The sequence below is a fragment of the Neorhizobium sp. CSC1952 genome (assembly GCF_030378245.1).
Lineage (GTDB): Bacteria > Pseudomonadota > Alphaproteobacteria > Rhizobiales > Rhizobiaceae > Neorhizobium > Neorhizobium oryzae_A.
Map to the genome: position 1 here is coordinate 2,490,481 of NZ_CP128416.1, position 22,330 is coordinate 2,512,810.

Consider the following 22,330-nt stretch of genomic DNA (forward strand, 5'->3'; position numbering starts at 1 on the left):
GGATGGATATTGCCATGAACGTTCACGTGACAGACAAAAGGCCGCTCGCTCTTCGCATGGAGAACATCACCAAGCGGTTTCGCGGCGTCGTCGCGCTCGATCAGGTCAGCTTCGATCTGCAGGCCGGAGAAGTCGTTGCCCTCGTCGGCGAAAACGGCGCCGGCAAATCCACCTTGATGAAGATCCTGTCCGGCGCCTATCAATGCGACGGCGGCAAGATCGAGCTTTTCGGAAAGATGCTGGCGCGCGCCAACCCGCAGCAAATCCTCGATCTCGGCGTTGCCGTCATCTATCAGGAACTGCTTCTGGCCAATGACCTCACCGTTGCGGAAAACATCTATCTCGGCCGTCTGCCGAAGACGCGCTCGGGCCTGATCGACTGGAATGCCGCCCACGCAGGGGCAAGAAGAGCCATCGCGCGACTGGGCTTCGACATCGCATCGGACGCCAAAGTGGGCGATCTGAGCGTTGCTCACCGACAGATCGTCGAAATCGCCAAAGCCATGTCGCGCGATGCCAGGATCGTCGTGCTCGACGAGCCGTCGGCGGTGTTGGGCGACAGCGAGTTGCAGAGCCTGTTCGGGATCATCGCGAAACTGGCCGAGGAAGGTGTCAGTTTCATCTATATTTCCCATCGCCTCGAAGAAATTTTCGCGATTTCGCACCGGACCGTCGTGCTGCGCGATGGCCGGTGTGTCGCGATAGCCAAGACCGGTGATCTGACCAAGGACAAGCTTGTCAAGATGATGGTCGGCCGCGAAATGTCGAGCGTCTATCCGGATCGGCAGCCGCGGATCGGCCCTCCGGCTCTTAGCGTGCAAAATCTGACCAACCCATGGCTGAAGGATACTTCCCTGACAGTTCGGCAGGGAGAGATCCTGGGCGTCTGTGGACTTGCGGGATCCGGTCGCACCGAACTGCTGAGAGCGCTCTGCGGTGTCGATGGGGCAAAAAGCAAAAGTTTTACCTGCGGCGATCTGAACAGCATGCCGACCTCCCCTAAACAGGCTCTGGCCCACGGAATAGGTCTTCTACCCGAAGACCGCCGCCATCAGGGACTGTTCATCGAACAGGATCTGGCCTTCAACATCGCGATCGCCGGATTGGGAGCCATTCGCCGCCGCGGGTTCTTGTCGCGTCGCGCCGAGACCCGCATGGCAAAGGCCTATATCGACCAGTTGCGCGTCAAGACCCCGGGCCCGCGCGAAACCATCGGGAATCTGAGCGGCGGCAACCAGCAAAAATGCGTGCTCGCCAAACTTCTGAACGCCGGCTGCAAGGTGCTGCTGATCGACGAGCCGACACGCGGCGTCGATATCGGTGCGCGGCGTGAAATTTATCAGCTTCTCGTCGATCTGGCCGATCGCCAGGGCCTCGCCATCATCATCGTCTCTTCCGAACTGCCGGAGGTTATCGGCCTTTGTGACCGCACCCTCGTCATGCGTGCCGGGCGGATCACCGGCGAACTGATGCGGGGCGAGATGAGCGAAGAACGCATTATGCATGCTGCGACCGATTGAAGGAAAAAAGCATGAGAGAGTATGCCCATTTCATCGCCAATCATTGGCATCGCCCGGCCAGCCGGCAGACGGTCGATCGGAGCAACCCTGCCAATGACGCGCTTGTGGCACGCTATGCACAGGGCGGCCAGGCCGACATGGATATCGCCGTTGCGGCGGCCCGCAAGGCTTTCGACGAAGGCCCATGGCCGCGCATGCCGGCTCAGGAGCGTGCCGACATTCTCTATCGGATCGCCGATCTGATTACGGCCAATGCCGAGCGATTGATCGATATCGAGATCGAAGAAGTCGGCAAGGCGCGACGGTTCGTCAAAGGTGATGTCGGTGCTGCCAGCGCATTCTTTCGTCATGCCGCCGGCATGGCGGCGCAGTCCCACGGAGAAGCCTATTCCAACCTGCCGGCGCAAAAGACGGGGCTCGTGCTTCGCCAGCCGGTCGGCGTCGTCGGTGTCATCGTTCCTTGGAATTTCCCGATCGAGATCTTCGCCAAGAAAGTGCCGTTCGCGCTCGCCAGCGGCTGTACCGTCGTCGTCAAACCGTCAGAAATGACGAGCGGCTCGGCTCTTGAAGTTGCCCGTCTTGCCGCGAGCGCCGGACTGCCGCCGGGCGTTCTGAATATCGTGACCGGCCGGGGAAGCGAAGCCGGGGAAGCGCTGACGACACATCCGGGTGTCGACATGATCAGCTTCACCGGTTCGACGACGGTCGGGCGACACATTATCCGGCGAAGCGCGGACACGGTGAAAAGGGTGACGGTTGAGCTCGGCGGCAAATCCGCAAACATCGTTTGTGCCGACGCCGATCTCGACAGCGCCTTGGAGGGCACGCTGCAGGCGATCTTTGCGTTCCAGGGGCAGTGCTGCGTTGCCGGTTCGCGCCTGCTCGTGGCGGACGGGATTGCCGAGATGTTTCTAAAGCGCCTGATTGCACGTGCCGAAGCTCTGACGATCGGCGACCCGCAGCTGGCCGCAACCGATCTCGGCGCGATGATCAGTGCTGCGCATACGCAAAAAGTGCTCGGCTATATCGAAAGAGCAAAGCGGGACGGTCAGCGTCTGATCGCGGGGGGCGATCGTATCGCGCCCGGTGCCGGGCTGTCCGACAATTTCGTATCGCCGACCATCTTTGCCGATATCCAGCCCGATCATGCGCTTTTTGCCGAGGAAATCTTCGGGCCCGTGCTCAGCGTCACGCGGTTTCGCACGAGCGAAGAGGCGATCGCGCTCGCCAACCAGACGCAATACGGACTGGCCAATACGATCTGGACGACCAACCTTGCCACCGCGATGACGGCGAGCCGTCAGCTCAGGAGCGGTCTCGTCTGGGTCAATACGACGCTCGATGGCGCCCCGCAGCTGCCTTTCGGCGGCGTCAAGGCATCCGGTTTCGGACGCGAGCTCGGCAATGCCGGTTATGACGATTTCACCGATGTGAAGACCGTCATCCTATCGACGGCACCCTATCTCTCGTCCTTTTCCGCGCCGACGTGAAACAACGCAGATCGCGTATCAAACCGGCTCCGCGAGGCGCCGGCAGTGGATTGGCTCACCAAACACCGGCGCAGGCACATCGGGCGCAGACAGTCAGTGGAGGAAACAAGATCATGGCGATGCAATTTCAGGATCACGACGGCGCCAAGACATTCGGCACATCGCAGGGTATTCTGCAGTTCCTGATGCGGAGAGCCGCAATCAGCGGCCTCCTCATGGCATTGATCGTTCTGGTGGTCATCTCGGCGCTGATTTCGGATGCGTTCCTCAGCCCCTATAACCTCATCAACGTCCTGCGGCAGGTCGCACTTTACGGCATCGTCAGCATCGGCCTGACCTTCGTGATTCTGACCGCCGGCATCGATCTTTCGGTCGGCTCGATCGTCGCGGTGGTTTCGGTTTCAACCGCCATGCTGCTGAATATCGGCGTGCCGGTGCCCGTGGTCATCCTCGCCGGGCTTGCCGCCGGCACGGCCTTCGGACTCATCAACGGCCTCGGCATCACTCTGTTGCAGATTCCGCCCTTCATCATGACGCTCGGCGCCATGGTGATGCTGCGCGGCTTCGCCCTGACCCTTGCCGACGGCCGCCCGATCGACGTGACATCGACGGCAAACAATTTCAGCTGGATCGGCGGCGCGAACATGGCGGGCATGCCGGTTGCGGTCTGGATCTTCCTTGCGGTTGCCGCCCTGTCGTTTCTGGTCCTGCACTATACGGACTTCGGCCGCCATATCTATGCCGTCGGTTCCAACGCCGAGGCAGCACGCCTTTCGGGCATCAATGTGCCCGCCACCAAGCTCGGCGTCTATACGATTTCAGGTCTGTTGGCCGGCCTGACGGCCCTGATTTTCGTATCGCGGCTGACGGTCGGCGAACCGACCGCGGGCACCGGTCTGGAACTCGAAGCCATTGCGATCGTCGTCATCGGCGGCGCCAGCCTATTCGGTGGTGTCGGCGGCGTCGTCGGAACAACGATCGGCGCCTGCATTCTTGCGGTTCTTGCCAACATGATGAACCTCGTCGGCATCTCTCCCTTCACCCAGCAGATCGTCAAGGGCGCCATCATCATCGTGGCCGTGTCGCTGGAAGTCTTGCGCCGGCGCAGATGAGAGGCGGCAAAACAGTTTTCGATGTGTCAGCCAAGGAGGAGAACATGACACAGCAGAGAGCGAGAATAGTGACTGTCATCGGTGCGGGAGCGCTGACGCTTCTTGCGACCGCAAGCATCGCCGTCACGCAGGACGATCCCCTGAAAGGGGTCGATCTCAGCAAGAAATGCAAGATCGGCTTCAGCCAGGGCACGATGAACCATCCGTGGCGCGTCGCCATGACGGAGGGGAACCGCAAATGGGCGGCCGAGCATCTTCCCAATGTCGATCTTGTCATCACCGACGGCCAGAACAGTTCGGCAAAACAGGTCTCCGACGTCGAAAGCCTTCTGGCGCAGAATATCGACGTATTGATGATCAGCCCGCTGACCGAGCAGGCTCTGACGCCGGTCGTCAAGGATGCGATGGCGGCCGGCATCCCGGTGATTGCCCTGGACCGCAAGGTCAATACCGACGTGACGACCTATATCACCGCTCAAAACGAGCCGATCGCGCGCCAGGCCGGCGAGTTCTTCGTCGATAAGCTTGCCGGCAAGGGCAATATCATCCAGATCGAGGGAACGGCAGGGGCAAGCTCCGCGGTTGAACGCAAGCGCGGCTTCGAGGAGGTGATCGCGACACATCCCGACATGAAGATCGTAGCCACGCAGAATGCCGACTATCTGCGCGAGAATGCCGCCAAGTTCATGGAGGACGTGCTGCAGCGCTTCGGCCCCGGCCAGATCAATGGTGTCTATGCCCATAACGACGAGATGGCACTCGGCGCGATCAAGGCGATCGAGGCGGCCGGGCGCCAGAAGGAAATCATGGTGACTGGCCTCGACGGCCAGAACAACGCCATTCAGGCGGTCGCCGACGGCAAACTGTTTGCGACATTTACCTTTCCCTATGTCGCACCCGAAGGGGTGGAATATGCCTATCTCGCCTGTATCGGCAAGCCGATGAAAGGCGACGTCACGTTGAACTCGGCGACGATTACCGTCGACAACGTAAAGGATTGGGTCGGCAAGGGTTTCTGATCAGGTGCGGCGGGACAGGCCGGGTGATTGCGGACACGGCAATTCCTGGCCTGCCCGACCGAAGGAAGGAATGGCTATGAAGGATTTTTATGTGTCGGTCGGCCAAACGGTGACCTTTTCCAAGACCGTCAGCGAAAGCGATGTCTATCTCTTTGCCGGCATCACGGGCGATCTTGCGCCCGTTCATGTCAATCAGGCGCTGATGGAGCGCTCCGCTTACGGGCAGAGAATTGCCCATGGCGCGCTTCTGGTCGGCTTCATGTCCACGCTCTCGACCCTGATGGTCGCCCAAGCCGACGATGCCCTTGTCAACGGCGAAACGCCGGTGGCGCTTGGCTATGACCGTATCCGCTTCACCGCGCCGGTCTTCTTCGGCGACACCATCACCTTGACCTATACGATCACGGCTGTCGACACGGTCAAACGTCGCAGCCTTGCCGACATCGAGGCCAAAAACCAGCGCAACGAAATCGTGGCCGTGGCGACCGGCCTTCTCAAATGGGTAAGGAAGGAAGACTGAACCGTGGCGACCGCATTGCAAGATGATTCTCTTTCTGCCGTCGATTACATCGTTATCGGCGGCGGCAGCGCGGGCTGCACCCTTGCCGCGCGGCTCAGCGAAGATCCTGATGCCAGCGTGCTGCTGATCGAGGCCGGCCAGAAAGATCGCAGCCCCTATATCCACCTGCCGGTTACCTATTACAAGACGACGGGTCCGCAATTCACCTGGGGCTTCGAAACCACGGCGCAGGAGCATCAGGGTGGCATATCAACCCCCTTTACCCAGGCACGGGTGCTGGGCGGCGGCAGTTCCATCAACGCGCAGGTCTATATCCGCGGCACGGCCGCCGACTACGATGCCTGGAAATCCGACTATGGTTGCGCCGGCTGGGGTTATGCCGACGTCCTGCCCTATTTCAAACGCGCCGAAGACAATCAACGCCTGTCGGGCGACCTGCACGGCAACGAAGGCCCGTTGAAGGTCTCCGATCAAGCCTATACCCATCCCCTGACCTATGCCTGGCTCAAAGCGTGCCAACAGGTCGGGATGCCCTATATCGACGACTTCAACCGGGAAAAACGCGGCGGATGCGGGCTCTACCAGGTAACCAATCGTGCCGGCAGGCGTTCGAGTACCGCCAATTGCTATCTACGTCCTGCCGCGAGCAGGCGTAATCTCCTGGTTCTGACGGACAGCCAGGCGATGCGCATCCTGTTCGAAAACGGCCGCGCCTCCGCCGTCCAGCTGCGTTCGGACACCATTACCCGAACCATTGCCGCAAGGCGCGAGATCATCCTGACATGCGGCGCGATCGGAACGCCGAACCTGCTCCTCCATTCGGGTATCGGCGACGGCGCCATGCTTGCCGGCAACGGCATCGATGTCGTTGCCGATAGCCCGCAGGTCGGCCGCAATCTGCAGGATCATCTCGATGTGTTCCTGGTCTATGAATTGCTCGGTCCCTACAGCTACGACAAATACAAGAAAGCATGCTGGCAGGCCTGGGCGGGCCTGCAATTTGCCTTGTTCCGCTCCGGCCCGGTGACATCGAACGTCGTCGAAGGCGGCGCGTTCTGGTGGCTGGACGAGGGCGATCCCGAGCCGGACGTCCAATTCCATTTCCTGGCGGGTGCTGGGGTTGAAGCCGGGATTGCGGGCGTCCCGGGCGGCAATGGCTGCACATTGAACGCCTATCTGACGCGGCCGCGTTCGCGCGGAACCGTGTCAATCGCAGGAAACGACCCGCTCTATCATCCGAAGATCGATCCGAACTATCTGTCGGACCCGGATGACCTTGCCAAGACCGCGCATTCCGTGCGACTCGGGCGCAAGATCATGGCCGGACCGAGCCTGGCGCCCTATCTGAAGAACGAACACTTCCCCGGCGTCAATGTCGAGAGCCAGCAGGAGATCGAGGATTTCGTCAGAGCCCATGCGCGCACCGGCTACCATCCGGCCGGAACCTGCAGGATGGGCGGAGACGCTGAATCAGTGGTGGATACCCAGTTGCGCGTGCGCGGCGTCGATGGTTTGAGAATTGCCGACAATTCGGTTATGCCGAAACTGGTTTCCGGTAACACAAATGCGACAGCGATTATGATTGGCGAACGGGCAGCCGATTTCATCCGCGGCAACGGGTGACTTTCATGGCAGGCAAAGCAACCCAAGCAGAGACCTTGGCAAAACGCGTCAGCATTGCCGATGTCGCGAAACTGGCCGGCTGCGCGCCGGCAACCGTGTCGCGACGACTGAACAATCCCGAGATCGTCAGCCCAAGTGTCGTCGAATCGATCGACCATGCCATTCAGGCCCTGGGCTATGTCCGCAACGGATCGGCCCGGCAACTGCGGTCCAGCCGGTCGCATCTCGTCGGCGCCATCATTCCGACAATCAGGCATTCCATCTATGCGGAGATGTTGGCCGGCCTGCAGCAATCCTTGGAACGCAACGGATTTGCGTTGATCTACAGCACATCGGAATACGATCTCGATGAAGAGTACAAGCAGGCACTGACCTTGGTCGAACGGGGCATCGAGGCGCTGGTCCTTGTCGGGACCCGGCATCGAAGCAAGACGTTCGATCTGCTGAATACCCATAACGTCTCCTGCGCGGTCACCTATGCCCTGCAGAAGGACTTCAACTATACCAGCATCGGCTTTGACAATTATCGCGCCGCCGCTCTTGCGGCTCGGCGGCTCTGGGCGCTCGGGCATCGAACGTTCGGCATGATCGCCGGTATCACCACCAATAATGACCGCGCTCAGGCGCGTGTCGCGGGATTTACCGATACACTGCTCGGACTTGGCGCGACACGCGATGACGTCATCATTCGCGAAGCCCCCTATCAGATCGGCGCCGGAAGGCAGATGATGGCCTCCCTTCTGGCTGCGGCCCCGCAGATCAGCGCGGTATTCTGCGGCAGTGACGTGCTTGCGATCGGGGCGATGTCGGAACTGCGCAGCCAGGGGATTTCGGTGCCGGATAGATGTTCGATTATCGGTTTCGACAATCTCGAGATCGCGGCCTATGTCGATCCGCCCTTATCGACGCTCAATGTGCCGGCCTACGAAATGGGCGTGGAGACCGGCGAATGGGTCGTGCGAAGCGAGCCTGGAAAAGTGATCCCCCGCAAGGTCGAGCTGGATGTCGAATATGTCGAGCGCGGCACGACCGCAAAGGCACCGCCTCGTTAACAGGCTGCCCCGCCCGCATCTATCGCTTCACCATTGCCGGCAGTTAGAGCGTTTCCTTGTTGGATTGAAGCATTCTGTTGGCTCAAACGGAGCCGGTCGATCAGGCGGCCCGTTTCAGCCAACCCACAGGGCCGGGCATCTTTCCGCCGGGATCAAAGGCGATCGGCTCGGACGTACCAGAGGGTATGCCCTTCGCCAATCGCCTTTGCCCCAACGAAAACCTGCTCCGGCAGAATGCTTCAATCCAACAAGGAAACACTCTAAGGCACTGAAACAGAATTCAACCATTCGAGATCGACCGTATAGCCGGCGCCCCTGACGGTGCGCACCATATTGCCGGCGCCTGCCTCGCGAAGTGCCTTGCGCAGGACGCCGATATGCACATCGACCGTCCTGTCGTCCACGAACGTTCCGTCCGGCCATACGGCCTCGATGAGTTCGTCGCGCCGGAATATCTTTCCCGGTATTTCCAGCAGGCATTTGAGCATCAGGTACTGGGTCTGGCCAAGGATCACCTGCTTGTCCCGGAAAAAGACCTTCCGGTTGATCGTATCGATGCGGGTCAACGGAAGTTCAATGATATAGCGCTGCAGCCTTGCCGGATTCGTCGCGTAATGATGCAGAAAATCAATTACGTCCGCCGGGTCCGTGGGGCGGTGGAAGACCCTGTCGGCACCGGCTTCGACTATCTTGATATAGGCGGCCTCGTTGCCTTTTTCGACGACGGCCACGATGAGGATCGAACGCGTCTTCGGGTGATTTTTAAGCGCCTTGCAGATGGTGACGCCGGCACTGCTCTCCCGGCGGCAGTCCAAGACGATCGCCAACGGGCTCCGCTGAATCGCGGTGGTCGTTGCGTCTGCCTCTTCCGTTATCAGTATGACTTGATAGCCACTTGCCATCAGGACGTGCTTTGAAAGCAAATGAAATTCTATGTCTTCAGAGAAAATCAATATCGTATCAGTCATTTATATGTCCCGACGATATAGTGATGGTCCGATGGCGCCTCTCTTCTCTGATGTTGCGGCCATGCCGGCCACCTATCACCCCCCCCCCCTGCCGACCGGCCCCAGAAGAGATTTAGGCAGACAACTTATAGCGAAAATCAATCGGGGATTGCAACCCTGTTGGATACCACCTGGTCAAAAGGCGATGTCACGGTGTTTGACCGAAGCCGGCGAAAGGCTTGCAGTCTTGCATAGGCCGGGCCGAACTTGCGGCCTCATCATCGGATCGTTTCATAGGAGACAATGATGCCGCGCTCCAGAAGCGTTTCCTCGACCGGGCGCGAACTCGGCGGGAGCTGATTTCGGGCGAGGCTATCACGCAGTTCATGCATTTCAATTATTGCGCCCGGAAGGGATGGGGCAGAGTGAAGGCGTCGAAGGAAAGACGCTTCCGCATGGTTGATTTTGATTTGGTTCTGACAGGCCGCGTTGTTCGGGCGGCCGATGTGATCGAAAAGGGTTTCGTCGCGATCCGCGGTGAAACGATCGAGTTCGTCGGCGAGGGCGAACCGCCCGCCGCCCGCGAACGGCATGATTTCGGCGAGGCCCTGATCCTGCCCGGCGCGATCGATAGCCAGGTTCATTCCCTCTCCCAGAAAGACCAGGAGGGCTTCATCTGGTCGACGCGCTCGGCCGCGGCCGGCGGTGTCACCACGATCGTCGACATGCCCTATGACGACGGCAACCTGATCTGCGACGGCGAGAAGCTGACCCGCAAGGCGACGGAGGCGGGCGAGCAGGCGCGGGTGGATTTCGGTCTCTACGGAACGGTCCATCCGAGGGCCGGTGCTGCCGAGATCCCCGGCATGATCAAGGCCGGCGCGGTCGGATTCAAGTTTTCGACCTTCGGCACGCATCCGGAGAGATTTCCGCGCATCACGCCCTACATCCTCAACGAATGTTTCGCCGAGATCGCCAAACACGGCCTGATCGCGGGCATCCACAACGAGAACGACGAATTCGTACGGACCGCGATCGCCAAGGTCGAAGAGACCGGCATCCGGGACTACCGGGCCCATGCGCTTTCCCGCCCCGCCATCGCCGAGGCGCTCGCCATGGCCGAGGTCTACGAGATCGGCGCGGCGACGGGTTGTTCGACGCATGTCGTGCACTGCTCGATATCGCGCGGCTACGACCTTTGCGACAGCTATCGCCGTCAGGGTTTTGATACGACGGTCGAAGCCTGCATCCACTACCTGACGCTCGACGAGGAAAACGATGTCGCGCGGCTCGGCGGCTTCGCCAAGGTCAACCCGCCGATCCGTTCGCGCGATCAGGTGGAAGCGCTCTGGCGCCATCTCGCCGCCGGTCGGATCACCGTGGTCTCGACAGACCATGTCAGCTGGTCGCGGTCGCTGAAATCCAGTCCGGACATGCTGTCCAACGCGTCCGGCGTGCCCGGCCTCGAAACCATGTATCCGCTTCTCCTCAAGGGGCTCTCCGAGCGGGGGCTGTCGTTTTCGCATGCGGCGCGGCTGCTGGCCGCAAACCCGGCGCGGCTGTTCCGCATCGGCCACCGCAAGGGTGCGCTGGAGATCGGCCGCGATGCGGATATCGCTGTGTTCAAACCCTCCGCCTATATCTACAGAGCCGCGGAAAGCGGCAACAATGTTGTCGACTGGAGCCCCTATGACGGCATCAGGATGCCGTATCGCGCGGAGGCGACCTTCCTGCGCGGCAGGCTCGCCTTCGACGGGCGCAATGTCGTCTCGGAACCCGGCGCTGGAAACATGGTCAGGCCGCTCTGATGGAACAGCGCGTCCCGTCACCGCCGTTCACCGACAACCTGCCCATAGACGCGGATCGGCTTTGGCAGAAGGTGATGGATCTGGCGGAGATCACCGAGCCCTCGCGCCCCTATAGCCGTCGGTCCTTCACGCCGATGTTCGAGAAGGGCCGGCGCTGGATCAAGGCCTGTTTCGAAGAGGCCGGGCTGACGGTCGGCATCGATGCCGCCGGCAACATGATCGGGCATCTTTCGGGCACGGATCCGGCGTCGGGGACGATCATGATCGGTTCCCATTCCGACACTGTCCCGAACGGCGGGCGTTTCGACGGAACCGCCGGGGTGATGACCGGGCTTGAAATCGTTCATTCGCTGCGTGAACGGGGCATCAGGCTGCGCCACAATCTCGAGATCATCGATTTCCTCGCCGAGGAACCGAGCGATTTCGGGCTGTCCTGCGTCGGCAGCCGGGCGATGACGGGCAAGCTGACGCCTGCGATGCTTGGCTATCCTGGCCCCGGCGGCGAGCGTCTCGCGGCCGCGATCGCCCGGATGGGCGGTGTGCCGGAAGGTCTCGGCGACATATTGCGGCGGGACATCGTCGCCTTCTTCGAACTGCATATCGAGCAGGGCGCCGTTCTCGAACGAAGCGAGATAGATGTCGGTGTGGTCTCCGGCATTGCCGGCGTGACGCGCATGGAAGTCGTCTTCGAAGGCTCGGCCGACCATGCCGGGACGACGCCGATGCATTTGAGGCGGGATGCGAGCATAGCCGGCGCGCAGATGATGGTGTTCGTCAATTCGCTCGCCCAGCGTATCGCCAACCAGGGGCGCGGCCATTTCGTCGCGACGTCCGGCGTGGTCGAGGTTTCGCCGAACGCGGCCAATGTCGTGCCCCGCACCATGCGCATCATCATCGACGCGCGGGCGGAAGAGCGGCCGGCGATGGATCGCTTCATTGTCGCGGTCAAGCGCGAGGCGGCGGTGATCGCCGAGAACTGCGCGGTCAGGCTCGAATGCTGCAATATTCTCTCGGACAGCAATCCCGTCGCCTGCGATCCGGGCTTGCGCGCCGTCTTGCGCCACGCCGCCCGGGATCTCGGTCTATCCACGCTGGATATGGCATCCGGCGCCGGGCATGACGCGGCCTTCATGGCGAGCATCGCACCGGCTGCGATGGTGTTCATTCCCTCGGTCGACGGTAAGAGCCACCGGCCGGACGAATGGAGCGAACCATCCGCCTTGGCCGCCGGTGCGGCGACCCTGTTCGAAGCAATTCTTCTTTGCGACGGGCCGGATGCCGCGAGACATTCCGTCTTGCCTACCCTCGCAAAGCCGGTGGAACAGTAATGACGGATCAGGGACTCAGGCCGTTTCTCGAAAAGCTGGAGGCGAGCGGATCGCTGCACAGGGTCGATCGCAAGGTGGATCTCGAATACGAGATCAGCGCCGTTCTCGGCCTGCGCGGCAAAGGTCCGGCCCAGCTTTTCCAGAACGTGCGCGGTCATGGCATGCCGGTGATCGGCAACCTGCTGAATTCCCGGGCGAGGTTCGAGGAGGCGCTGGACATCGCGGCCGGCGAGCTCGATGCGCATTGCATCGCCGCGCTGAAATCGCCGGTGCCGCCGGTCATTGTGTCGGACGCGCCGGTGCAGGAAGAGACCGTGAACCTGCCTTTCGACATCGGCAAGGTGCTGCCGGTTCCCTACTGGTTCGAGCACGAGGCGGGTCCGTATATCACGGCGGGGGTCATCATCGCGAAACATCCCGATACCGGCAAAAGGAATGTCTCCATCGCCCGCCTCCGGTTGGAAGGCGGCAGCCGGATGATGGCCGGTATCGCCAAGAACCACCATCTGGCCATCATGGCGGAACGCGCGCGGCAGCTCGAACAGGATCTCGAAATCGCCGTCGTGCTCGGCAACCACCCGGCCGTGATGCTCGGATCGCAGCTCTATCTCGGCCTCGGCGACGACGAATTCGATACGGTCGGGGCGATTCTCGGCGAACCGTTGCGCCTGGTCAAATGCAAGACCGTCGACCTTGAAGTGCCGGCCGAGGCAGAGATCGTGATCGAGGCGGTGCTGAAGCCGGGCGAACTCATCGACGAGGGTGCGGTTTCCGAATTTCCCGGCTTCTACGTCCGTTACGGGCCTGGCATCGCCGTCGAAGCGAAATGCATCACCCATCGCCGTGACGCCATATACCAGGCGATCCTGCCGGGTTTTGCGCCCGAACACTGCCTTCTCGGCGGCGTCGCGATCGGCGTGACGGTTTGCCACGCACTTCAGAAGATCATTCCCTCGGTTCGCCGCGTCTTCGTGACCGAGGGCGGGATGGGGCGGCTGCATGCCGTCATCAGCATGCACCGGCCGGCACTCGGCGAGGCCAAGCGCGCGATCATCGCGGCCATGGGCCAGGTCAATCTGTTCAAGCTGGTGATCGCCGTCGAGGACGACATCGACCCGGAGGACTGGACCCAGGTCGAATGGTCTCTCGCAGCACGTTTCCGCGGCCATGAAGACATGATCGTCCTTCCGGGCATGAAGGCCGACCGGTGCGATCCCGTCCATGAAAATCTCACGGTGACCAAGATCGGCATGGTTGCGACGACGAGGCCCGGTGATGGAAATTCAGGCACGCGTTCGGAATTCGTCCGCCCCCGGCTGGACGTGCTCGAGCGCGTAAAGCGCGAGCTCGACGCCTATTGAGCCTGCCAATGCGTGAAACCGGACACCAGTTCGGCGGTATGCGCGCGTGAGTGCTTTTGCCTGCTTTTTGTTCATTTAAATCGAATGCATATTATTCTTGCAATGAAGCCGAGAGTGTAGAATCCTGTAACGATAAAAATCGGATCGCATCAGGGAGCCAAGGAGAGAAAGAGCTGTCACTGCCGTTTCGGGAGTGATCATTGCCTGTGCACATCGAGTCGAGGAGACCGGTCGCAATGCCCCTGCAGCTCGAGACCTCCGATCTGGATCCGTCAAGCCGCCTGGTTGTGAATTCCATCCAGATCCGCACCTTCCTCGCCTTGGTCCAGGAGGGGAGCGTGACGCGCATCGCCCAGCGCTTCGGCCTCAGCCATTCCACCGTCAGCGCCCATGCCAAGGCGATGGGCGAGGAATTCAGCGTCCCGCTTTTCCGGCGGGTCCGTGCCGGTATTGTGGTGACGCCGGAGGGGCTTAACGTCTACCAGATACTGCGGCCACTCATCGAACGGCTGGACCGCTCGCTGGACATCGTTGCGGGCGCCTTCCCGCCAGGCTCGAACAGGAAGCCGCCGACCGTCCTCCTGCATGCCGGCTTTCCCGGCGCGCCGCTCGATCTTGCGCCATCGCTGGCAGGCTGGCACGGCAGCACGGATTTTCAGCTCTTTCCGACCTATGATCCGAAGGATGCCTCTGCCGCCCTGAGGGCCGGTTTCTTCAGCATTCCCGATGACGGCGACCTCATTCAGGTCCGCGATCGATGGGTGCTGGTGCAGGGTGTCCCGCAGCAACAGGGATGGGTGTCCCAGCCCGTCAATCCGGGAAGTCTCGCCGGTAGGGACATCATAGTGCCGGCGCTGCCCGAAGCCCTTCACGGCCCGCTCAACTCATTGGCCGAACGGGCGCGCATCAATCTCGAATGGTCAGGCGAGCCGCTGCACGAACTGCTCGCGGGTTTAGGCCAGGAACGCAATTTCGCCATCCTGATCCCCACAAGCCTGCTCAACCCCGCCCTCGCGCAGCATTTCAGCTGCGGCTGGCTTTCGGAAACGACCTTCGATCCCGTCCTGTCCATCTGGTCGGCGCGCGGCCACGCGCATGAAGCCCAGGAACTCGCCAGCGTGCTGCGCGAGCAGCTTTCCGAGCCTGCCGTTTCCGCTTCCCTGAGCGCTGCATTCCCCGGTGAAATCCCCAATGAACGGTTGTCGCTGAAGCACTGCCGCTCCTTCGTCGCCCTTTATGAAGAGGGCAATGTCCACAAGGCGGCCGACCGCATGTGCATCGTCCAGCCGGCGATGACGGTCCGGCTGCAGAATATCGAGGACCAGCTCGGCGGGCCGCTGTTCGAGCGCGTACGCCACGGGCTTGAAGCCAATCCGAAGGCGGATGTCCTCTATGGCCTGCTGCGCCCGCTCCTGAACGACCTCAACCTCGCGATCCAGCAGTTGCGCGCGCCGGTTTCGAGGCAGGTGCGCCGACTGAAGGTCGGCCTGATACCTGCGCTCGACGACGAGAGCTCCACCGCCGTCTGTTTTGCCGACGGTCTGCAGGCCTGGCTCGGACTGCACAATGAAAGCGAGGTGCAGGTGGCCGAGGGCTATTCGCCGACGCTGCTGCAATGGCTGCGGACCCGCAAGATCGATTTCGCCCTGGTGGACCGGTACGTCAACGACGACCAGATCGCCTTCCATTGCCTTGCGGAAGACAGCATGGCGGTGGTGACCAACAGCGATACCGGCCTCCTGCCGGAGGGACCGATCGCGCTGGCGGACATCGTCCACCTGCCGCTCGTCCTGCCATCGAGCCGGCACGGCTTGCGCGCGCTTCTGCTGGAGCACCTGCAGGGCCGCAACCTCACGCTCAAGCCGCGTATGGAGGTGGATTCCATGGCCGCGGCCCTCAGCCTCGTGAAGATCGGCGGTTATGCGACCATCCTGCCGACCAATGCGCTCAAGGCCAGCAAGGACCGCCGGCACCTGTCGGTGCACGAAATCCGCGATCCGCAAATCGTCCGCGCCATCTGCCTCGCCCACCGCCGCGACGGGCCGTTCAGCGATGCGGCCCGCAGCTTCGTCGACAACCTGCGCAAGTCGTTCGCGCCCCGGGAGCGCGTGCCGGGAACCGCGGCAGCAGACCTGGCGACCGTCTGATGCCCTGGACCGGCGATCATCGCGGATTTTTATCACACGATTTGCGAGATTGAATTTCAGCCGTCCCGGTGCGTGCCGCTATCGTTTTCCCATCAAAACGGTCTTCAAGAGGGGTTTCGATATGTGCGCCTTCCATCTGGGATGGTTCCTTGGTCCGGGCATCACCGTGCAGGGCTGGAACACGCCCAATTTCGCCAAGAGCTACGACTGGACCAAGCCGGATATTTTTCGCGATGGGGCGCGGCGCCTCGAACAGGCCTTCTTCGACTTCCTGATTCTCGAAGACACGTCCGCCATACCCTATACCTACGGTGGCAACATGGACTTCTATCTGCGCCATGCGGCCATGACGCCGAAATTCGATCCCGTCATCGTCACGCCCTATATCCTCGAAGCGACGAAAAAGCTCGGCGTCGCCACCACGATGACCTCGACCTTCTATCCGCCCTGGATCCTGGCCCGCTCCATGGCGACCCTCGACCACTATTCGAATGGCCGCATGGCCTGGAATATCGTCACGGCGACCAGTGACGCGGCCGCCCAGAACTTCGGCTACGACAAGCAGTTCGAACATGACAAGCGTTACGACATGGCCGACGAGTTCGTCGATCTCGTCAAGCAGCTATGGGAGGCCTGGGAGCCCGACGCCGTCGTCAACAGCGATGAGACGTTCATCGACCCATCGAAGGTCAGGACCGTCAATTTCGAAGGGGAATATTACAAGTCCCGCGGACCGTTGAACGTGCCGCGCAGTCCGCAGGGCTGCCCGCTGCTGATCGCCCCCGGCGGCTCGCCGCGCGGCCGCAAATTCTCCGGCCGCAATGCCGAGGTCGTGCTGGGCAGCGCCGAGAATATCGAGGAGATGAAGCAGTATTGCATCGACGTACGGTCCTATGCCGTGAGCTTCGGCCGCGATCCGACCAAGGTCAAGCTGATGTTCGCCGTCGCCCCGGTCATCACCAAAAGCCGGCAGGAAGCGGACGAATACAAGCAGAACTATCCGAAGATGCTCGAGAAGCGCATGCAGCATTCGCTCGCCTCCATGTCGTTCCTGTCCGGTATCGATTTCTCGAAGTTCGACCTCGATGCGCCGGTTGGCGAAATCAAGACCAACGGCATGCAGACCATCCTCGGGAAGTTCAAGGATCCGGCCGTGACCCTGCGGCAGATCGTGACGTCGCCGCCGCGCTGGCCGATCGTCGGCACGCCGGAAGACGTCGCGGCCGAGCTTATCGAGGCGATGGCCGAAGTCGGCGGCGACGGTTACCTCATCACCGGTCACCTGAAGCCCAGCTATCTCAGCCAGATCGTCGACGAGCTGGTGCCGGCGCTGCAGAAGCGCGGCGCCACCCGCACCGAATACAGCCACGACATGCTGCGCGACAACGTGATGGCCTTCTGACCAGCTTTCGAGTCCGGGAAAAGCCGCCATGACGGGCACAGACATCGACGTGCCGGGCTTCTGGAAAGCCATCGGCAACCGGGCAGTGGGGGCGGCGGTCGTCGCCGCTGCCGGAGAGCAGGGCTGGGCGGGTTTCCTCGCCCTGTCCGCGACGCATCTCAGCGCCAGGCCGCCGAGGATCATGGTCTCGATCGATGCCGGGACCTCGGCGCTTTCGGCACTGCGCGAAGGGCGCTGTTTTTCCGTCAGTTATCTTCCGGCCGATCGCCAGGACCTTGTCGCGGTGTTTTCCGGCAAGGCGGGCCTCAAGGGCGCCGAACGGTTCACGACCGCAGTCTGGAAGCCGCTGACGACCGGAGCCCCGGTCCTCGAAGGGGCCGTCGGCGCTTTCGACTGCCGGCTCGACGAGATCATCGAACGCGACGGCACGGTTATCGCGGTCGGCATGCTGAGTGGGGTCGTGGCCGATCCGTCCGCGGAGCCGCTCGTGACATTCCGGGGAGGTTACTATCGCCTCGCTCCCCTGGCACCGGATAGCGCAGGTTAGCAGGGATGGTGGACATGATGGACGTCGAATGGAATACGCGGCACATCAAGATCGGCCTGCGGCCGCCGGAGCCGGTTGCTGCCGACGCCGTCAACTTCAAGCAGGGCATGCGGCGGCTCCCCGCCGGCGTTTCGCTGATCACCACCCGCGACGGCGAGGCGCTTCACGGGCTCGTCGCCACTTCGGCGAGCGCGCTTTCCGCCGATCCTCCGACGCTGCTCGTCTGCGTCAACAAATCGGCGTCGAGCCACGATCCGCTGCTCAGGGCAGGGGTGTTCTGCGTCAACGTGCTTGCCCAGGAGGACGAGGCGGTGGCATCGCGCTTCGCGAGTTCCGGAAACAGGGAAGGGCGGTTTGCCGAAGGCGGCTGGATTTCGCTGGTCACCGGCGCGCCGGTCTTCGAGGCTGCCCTGGCCGCCTTCGACTGCGTGACCGCCCATGCGATCTCCTACCAGTCGCACACGATCTTCATCGGCGAGATCAGGACCATCAGCCTGCCGGAAAGGCGGATCGAACCGCTGGTCTATCTCGACGGGCGCTATCGCAACCTCGCCTGATCGCGCCTTGCCGACCGGAGGGCGATACATGCTGCAGCCTTGAACGGGTGGATGCCGGAAGGCATCCACCCGTCGATTTTTTTGATCGCCGCTTTCGATGATCCCAAGGCCGATCCTTCTGCTGCAAGCGCGAAAATGCCTATTCGATACCCAATTGCATATCGGCCGCGCGCAGCAATCAGGCATTTGCCTCAAGGTCATACGCAACCGGCATCGGACCCCTGAAAACCACCGGGAATCCGCGATTTTTTATCATCGGCGTTACGATCAGCTATTAGCCGGCTCTCACGCCCGATGCTTCAATTCATCCGGCTTAGAAAGCTGCCTCGTTCCGACGAACGACCGCCATCTGTTCCTATTGAGAGATGACATCATGGCAACTCGACGTGACCTCCTGAAAAGCGCCTCCCTCCTTGCTGCATCGTCTGCCGTGAGCGGTTTCCCGTCCTGGGCTTTTGCGCAGAGCGCAGGCGGCCCCAGCACGCCGCCGGGCAAGACGCTGCGCATCATCGGCGAAAGCCTCCAGAGCCTCGATCCGATCTGGACGACGGCGCCGCCCACCAAGAACTACGCCTTCATGATCTTCGACCAGCTGTTTGCCGTCGACGACAAATACGTGCCGCAGCCGCAGATGGCGGCTGGCTACACCACCGAGGACAACGGGATGACCTATGTCATCACGCTGCGCGACGGCCTGCTTTTCCACGACGGCGAGCCGGTGCGGTCGGCGGACTGCATCGCCTCGATCAAGCGCTGGTCGGCGCGCGACGGCTTCGGGCGGGCGGTCGCGGCGGCGGTCGGCGAATATCAGGTGGTCAGCGACAAGGTCTTCAAGATCAAGCTCGCCCATAATTTCCCGCTGCTGATCGACGCGCTTGGCAAGTCGAATTCCTCGCAATGCTTCATCATGCCCGAGCGCATGGCGACGGTGGATCCGACCAAGCAGATCACGGAGTCGATCGGCAGCGGCCCCTACCGCTTCCTTCGCGAGGAATGGGTTCCGGGATCGTTCAACGCCTTCGCCCGGTTCGACAAATACGTGCCGCGCTCCGAGCCGCCGAGCGGCATTGCGGGCGGCAAGATCGCCGGCTTCGAGCGGGTGGCCTTCACCGTCATCGACGATCCGTCAACGGCCATGTCCGCGCTGATGGCCGGCGAACAGGATTACTGGCCGGCACCGGCCGACGACCTCCTTGAGGTCATGAAGGGCGATCCGAGCATCGTCGTCAGCCAGCGCACGACCTCGAACAGCTATTACATGCTGCAGGTCAACCATCTGCAGCCGCCGTTCAACAATCCGGGCGTCCGCAGGGCGCTCGCTATGGCGATCAACCAGGTCGAGCTGATCAGCGCCATCCAGCCCGATCCCAAGCTGGTCCTGCCCTGCTACAGCTTCTACGACTGCCAGTCGCCCTACGGCATCGAGGATAACGCCGCGGTCATCAAGACCGCGGATCTCAAGAAGGCCAAGGAGGCGCTTGCCGCCGCGGGTTACAAGGGCGAGAAGGTCGTGCTGCTGGCGGTTTCGTCGCCTCCGCGCCTGAGCGGCCTCAACCAAGTGCTCGACAACGTGATGCGCAAGCTCGGCATGAATGTCGAACTTCAGGCCATGGATTTCGCGACCATGGCGACCCGGCGCACCAGCAAGGAACCTGTGGAGGCCGGAGGCTGGAGCGGCTTCATCACCGGCTGGACCGGCGGCGATGTCGCCAATCCCGCGGTCAATCAGTTGCTCCACGGAGCCGGCGAAAAGGGCTGGTTCGGCTGGGCCAACGATCCGAAGCTGGAGGCCCTGAAGACCTCCTGGTTCCGGTCGGCCGACCCCGCCGAGCGCGCCGTGATCGCCAAGCAGATCCAGGTCCAGGCCTTCGAAACGCTGCCTTATATCCCGCTCGGCGCCACCAGCACCTACCATGCCTACCGCGCCGATCTGAAGGGCGTGTTCCCGGCGCCGGTCAATGCCTACTGGAACATCTCCAAGGGGGACAAGGCCTGAAGAAAATAAGGATGAAGGCGGGCCGAACATGCCGAGGCGGCACGGGGAAAGGATGATATGCTGAGATATGCCCTGCAGCGGATAGTCATGACCATCCCCGTGATGGCGGTCGTCGCCGTCTTCGTTTTCGGCCTGCTGTTCGTCACCCCCGGGGATCCCGCCGTCGTCATCGCCGGAGAACAGGCTTCCCCGGCGGAAGTCCAGGCGATCCGGGTCGCCATGGGCTTCGATCAGCCGTTCTACGTGCAATTCGGGCTCTGGGCGCAGCGCCTTCTCTCGGGTGACCTCGGCACATCGGTTTTCTCCAGGGAACCGGTTGCCGAGTTGATCGCCCAGCGGGTCGGTCCTACCCTGTCGCTTCTGTTCGGCGGGCTGATCATCGCCCTGCTGCTTTCGGTTCCCTTTGGCATCTACGCGGCCGCCAACCGCGGTAAACTGTTCGACCGGGCCTTCACCGCCGTCACGGTCCTCAATTTCTCCATCCCGAATTTCATCGTCGGTTATCTGCTCGTTTCCATCTTCGCGCTGGGACTGCGCTGGCTGCCCGTGCAGGGCTACGTGCCGCCCGACCGGGATTTCGGTGCCTACCTGCTCGGCATGATCCTGCCCTGCCTGACGCTCGGAATGGGTTTTGCCTCGCTGATTGCCCGCGTCACGCGGGCATCGATGCTCGACGTCCTGTCCCAGGATTTCATCCGAACCGCCAAGGCCAAGGGTGCCGACCGCAACCGCATCCTGTTCGCGCATGCGCTGAAGAACGCGTCGATCCCGATCGTCACGATCGTCGGCCTGGGCTTCGCGAGCCTGATTGGCGGTGCGGTGATCACCGAAAGCATATTCGCGATACCCGGTCTCGGCAGGCTGACGCTCGAGGCGATCAGCCACCGCGACTATCCGGTCATCCAGGGCCTCGTTTTGGTGTTCAGCGCCGGCTACGTGCTGGTCAACCTCGCCGTCGACCTCATCTACGTGCTCCTCGATCCAAGGATACGCTATTGAACATCCAGATCGAGAGCGACCTCAAGCTTGCCATGGCGCTGCAGCCGGATCGAAAACCGGTGAGCTACATCCGCAAGTCATGGGCGCTTGCGCGCCGTTACTCCCAGATCACCTTCGGCGGCACCCTGCTTCTGATCCTCGTGCTGATCTCGATCCTGGCGCCCGTCCTAGGTACGGTCGACCCGCGGGCGATGGATACGTTGAGCCGTCTGCGGCCGCCGTCCGCTTCCCATTGGTTCGGCACCGACATGCTGGGACGCGATCTCTATTCGCGCGTGCTTTACGGCGGCCGAAACTCGCTGATGATCGGCTTTTCGGTCATGGTCATCTCGGCCGTCATCGGAACGCTGATCGGCCTGATCTCGGCTTACATCCGCTGGCTGGACGGCGTGATCATGCGCATCATGGACGGGCTGATGTCGGTGCCGTCCATCCTGCTGGCGATCGCGCTGATGTCGCTGACCGGCGCCTCGCTCACCACCGTCATCACCGCCATTTCCATCATCGAGATCCCGCGCATCGCCCGCCTCATTCGCGGCACCGTGCTCAGCCTGCGGGAACAGCCTTATGTGGAGGCAGCCATCACCTCCGGTTCCGGGCCGTTCCGCATCATCTTCCGCCACCTCCTGCCGGGCACGGTGAGCCCGCTGATCATCCAGTCCACCTATGTCTGGGCCGTCGCGATGATCATCGAGACCATGCTGTCCTTCATCGGCGCGGGCACGCCGCCGACCATTCCTTCCTGGGGGAACATCATGTCGGACGGACGGGCGCTCTGGCAGGTGAAACCCTACATGGTCTTCATTCCCGGCGTGTTCCTGACCCTGACGGTCCTTGCGATCAACGTGCTCGGCGACGGGCTGCGGGACGCGTTCGACCCCCGGATTGCATTGCGGAAGTGA

Annotated in this window: 18 protein-coding genes; 17 read left to right on the plus strand and 1 reads right to left on the minus strand. The window is 62.0% G+C overall.

Translation table 11 applies throughout. The features are described 5' to 3' along the window. The first annotated feature begins 14 nt into the window (after positions 1 to 14). The 7 genes from QTA58_RS12225 to QTA58_RS12255 all read left to right on the plus strand — a co-directional run bounded on the left by QTA58_RS12225 (position 15) and on the right by QTA58_RS12255 (position 8,336). The gene (locus tag QTA58_RS12225) at positions 15 to 1,520 is read left to right on the plus strand and encodes a sugar ABC transporter ATP-binding protein (protein ID WP_289669021.1); all 1,506 of its coding nucleotides are present in this window, start codon (positions 15 to 17) and stop codon (positions 1,518 to 1,520) included. An 11-nt stretch (positions 1,521 to 1,531) separates the two neighbouring features. Next, positions 1,532 to 3,010 carry an aldehyde dehydrogenase family protein gene (locus QTA58_RS12230; protein ID WP_289669022.1) on the plus strand — a complete coding sequence of 493 codons (1,479 nt, stop codon included), beginning with the start codon at positions 1,532 to 1,534 and terminating at the stop codon, positions 3,008 to 3,010. Positions 3,011 to 3,123: 113 nt separating this feature from the next. After that, positions 3,124 to 4,122 (plus strand): ABC transporter permease, encoded by a 999-nt coding sequence (locus QTA58_RS12235; RefSeq protein ID WP_289669023.1) that lies wholly within the window; start codon positions 3,124 to 3,126, stop codon positions 4,120 to 4,122. A gap of 44 nt (positions 4,123 to 4,166) precedes the next feature. After that, positions 4,167 to 5,141: a substrate-binding domain-containing protein gene (locus QTA58_RS12240; RefSeq protein WP_289669024.1), complete on the plus strand. Its 975-nt coding sequence runs from the start codon at positions 4,167 to 4,169 to the stop codon at positions 5,139 to 5,141. Positions 5,142 to 5,217: 76 nt separating this feature from the next. Continuing rightward, positions 5,218 to 5,661, plus strand: a complete 444-nt coding sequence (locus tag QTA58_RS12245; protein ID WP_289669025.1) for a MaoC/PaaZ C-terminal domain-containing protein — start codon at positions 5,218 to 5,220, stop codon at positions 5,659 to 5,661. 3 nt (positions 5,662 to 5,664) lie between these two features. Continuing rightward, positions 5,665 to 7,284, plus strand: a complete 1,620-nt coding sequence (locus tag QTA58_RS12250) for a GMC family oxidoreductase N-terminal domain-containing protein (protein WP_289669026.1) — start codon at positions 5,665 to 5,667, stop codon at positions 7,282 to 7,284. Between the two features lie 5 nt (positions 7,285 to 7,289). After that, positions 7,290 to 8,336, plus strand: a complete 1,047-nt coding sequence (locus QTA58_RS12255) for a substrate-binding domain-containing protein (protein WP_289669027.1) — start codon at positions 7,290 to 7,292, stop codon at positions 8,334 to 8,336. Between the two features lie 260 nt (positions 8,337 to 8,596). Here QTA58_RS12255 and QTA58_RS12260 read toward each other — a convergent pair whose 3' ends face one another. Continuing rightward, the gene (locus QTA58_RS12260; RefSeq protein WP_289669028.1) at positions 8,597 to 9,304 is read right to left on the minus strand and encodes a response regulator transcription factor; all 708 of its coding nucleotides are present in this window, start codon (positions 9,302 to 9,304) and stop codon (positions 8,597 to 8,599) included. 434 nt (positions 9,305 to 9,738) lie between these two features. Between QTA58_RS12260 and QTA58_RS12265 the strand changes: the two genes are divergently transcribed. The 10 genes from QTA58_RS12265 (at position 9,739) to QTA58_RS12310 (ending at position 22,330) form a co-directional block, all read left to right on the plus strand. Next, positions 9,739 to 11,091, plus strand: coding sequence for an amidohydrolase family protein (locus QTA58_RS12265; RefSeq protein ID WP_289669029.1), 1,353 nt, complete (start codon positions 9,739 to 9,741; stop codon positions 11,089 to 11,091). Then, positions 11,091 to 12,419, plus strand: a complete 1,329-nt coding sequence (locus tag QTA58_RS12270) for a Zn-dependent hydrolase (protein ID WP_289669031.1) — start codon at positions 11,091 to 11,093, stop codon at positions 12,417 to 12,419. Before QTA58_RS12265 ends, QTA58_RS12270 begins: the two co-directional genes overlap by 1 nt. Continuing rightward, complete coding sequence (locus QTA58_RS12275; RefSeq protein ID WP_289669032.1) at positions 12,419 to 13,780, plus strand: UbiD family decarboxylase; 1,362 nt, start codon at positions 12,419 to 12,421, stop codon at positions 13,778 to 13,780. Before QTA58_RS12270 ends, QTA58_RS12275 begins: the two co-directional genes overlap by 1 nt. 236 nt (positions 13,781 to 14,016) lie before the next feature. After that, the gene (locus tag QTA58_RS12280) at positions 14,017 to 15,927 is read left to right on the plus strand and encodes a LysR family transcriptional regulator (protein WP_289669033.1); all 1,911 of its coding nucleotides are present in this window, start codon (positions 14,017 to 14,019) and stop codon (positions 15,925 to 15,927) included. Positions 15,928 to 16,048: 121 nt separating this feature from the next. Next, positions 16,049 to 17,329, plus strand: coding sequence for an NtaA/DmoA family FMN-dependent monooxygenase (locus tag QTA58_RS12285; RefSeq protein ID WP_289669034.1), 1,281 nt, complete (start codon positions 16,049 to 16,051; stop codon positions 17,327 to 17,329). A gap of 28 nt (positions 17,330 to 17,357) precedes the next feature. Continuing rightward, on the plus strand, positions 17,358 to 17,876 hold the full coding sequence (locus tag QTA58_RS12290) for a flavin reductase family protein (RefSeq protein WP_289669035.1): 519 nt from the start codon (positions 17,358 to 17,360) through the stop codon (positions 17,874 to 17,876). Between the two features lie 14 nt (positions 17,877 to 17,890). Beyond that, positions 17,891 to 18,433, plus strand: a complete 543-nt coding sequence (locus tag QTA58_RS12295) for a flavin reductase family protein (protein WP_289669036.1) — start codon at positions 17,891 to 17,893, stop codon at positions 18,431 to 18,433. Between the two features lie 373 nt (positions 18,434 to 18,806). Continuing rightward, complete coding sequence (locus QTA58_RS12300) at positions 18,807 to 20,429, plus strand: ABC transporter substrate-binding protein (protein WP_289669037.1); 1,623 nt, start codon at positions 18,807 to 18,809, stop codon at positions 20,427 to 20,429. 57 nt (positions 20,430 to 20,486) lie between these two features. Further along, the gene (locus QTA58_RS12305; protein WP_289669038.1) at positions 20,487 to 21,428 is read left to right on the plus strand and encodes an ABC transporter permease; all 942 of its coding nucleotides are present in this window, start codon (positions 20,487 to 20,489) and stop codon (positions 21,426 to 21,428) included. Beyond that, positions 21,425 to 22,330, plus strand: a complete 906-nt coding sequence (locus QTA58_RS12310; RefSeq protein WP_289669039.1) for an ABC transporter permease — start codon at positions 21,425 to 21,427, stop codon at positions 22,328 to 22,330. Before QTA58_RS12305 ends, QTA58_RS12310 begins: the two co-directional genes overlap by 4 nt.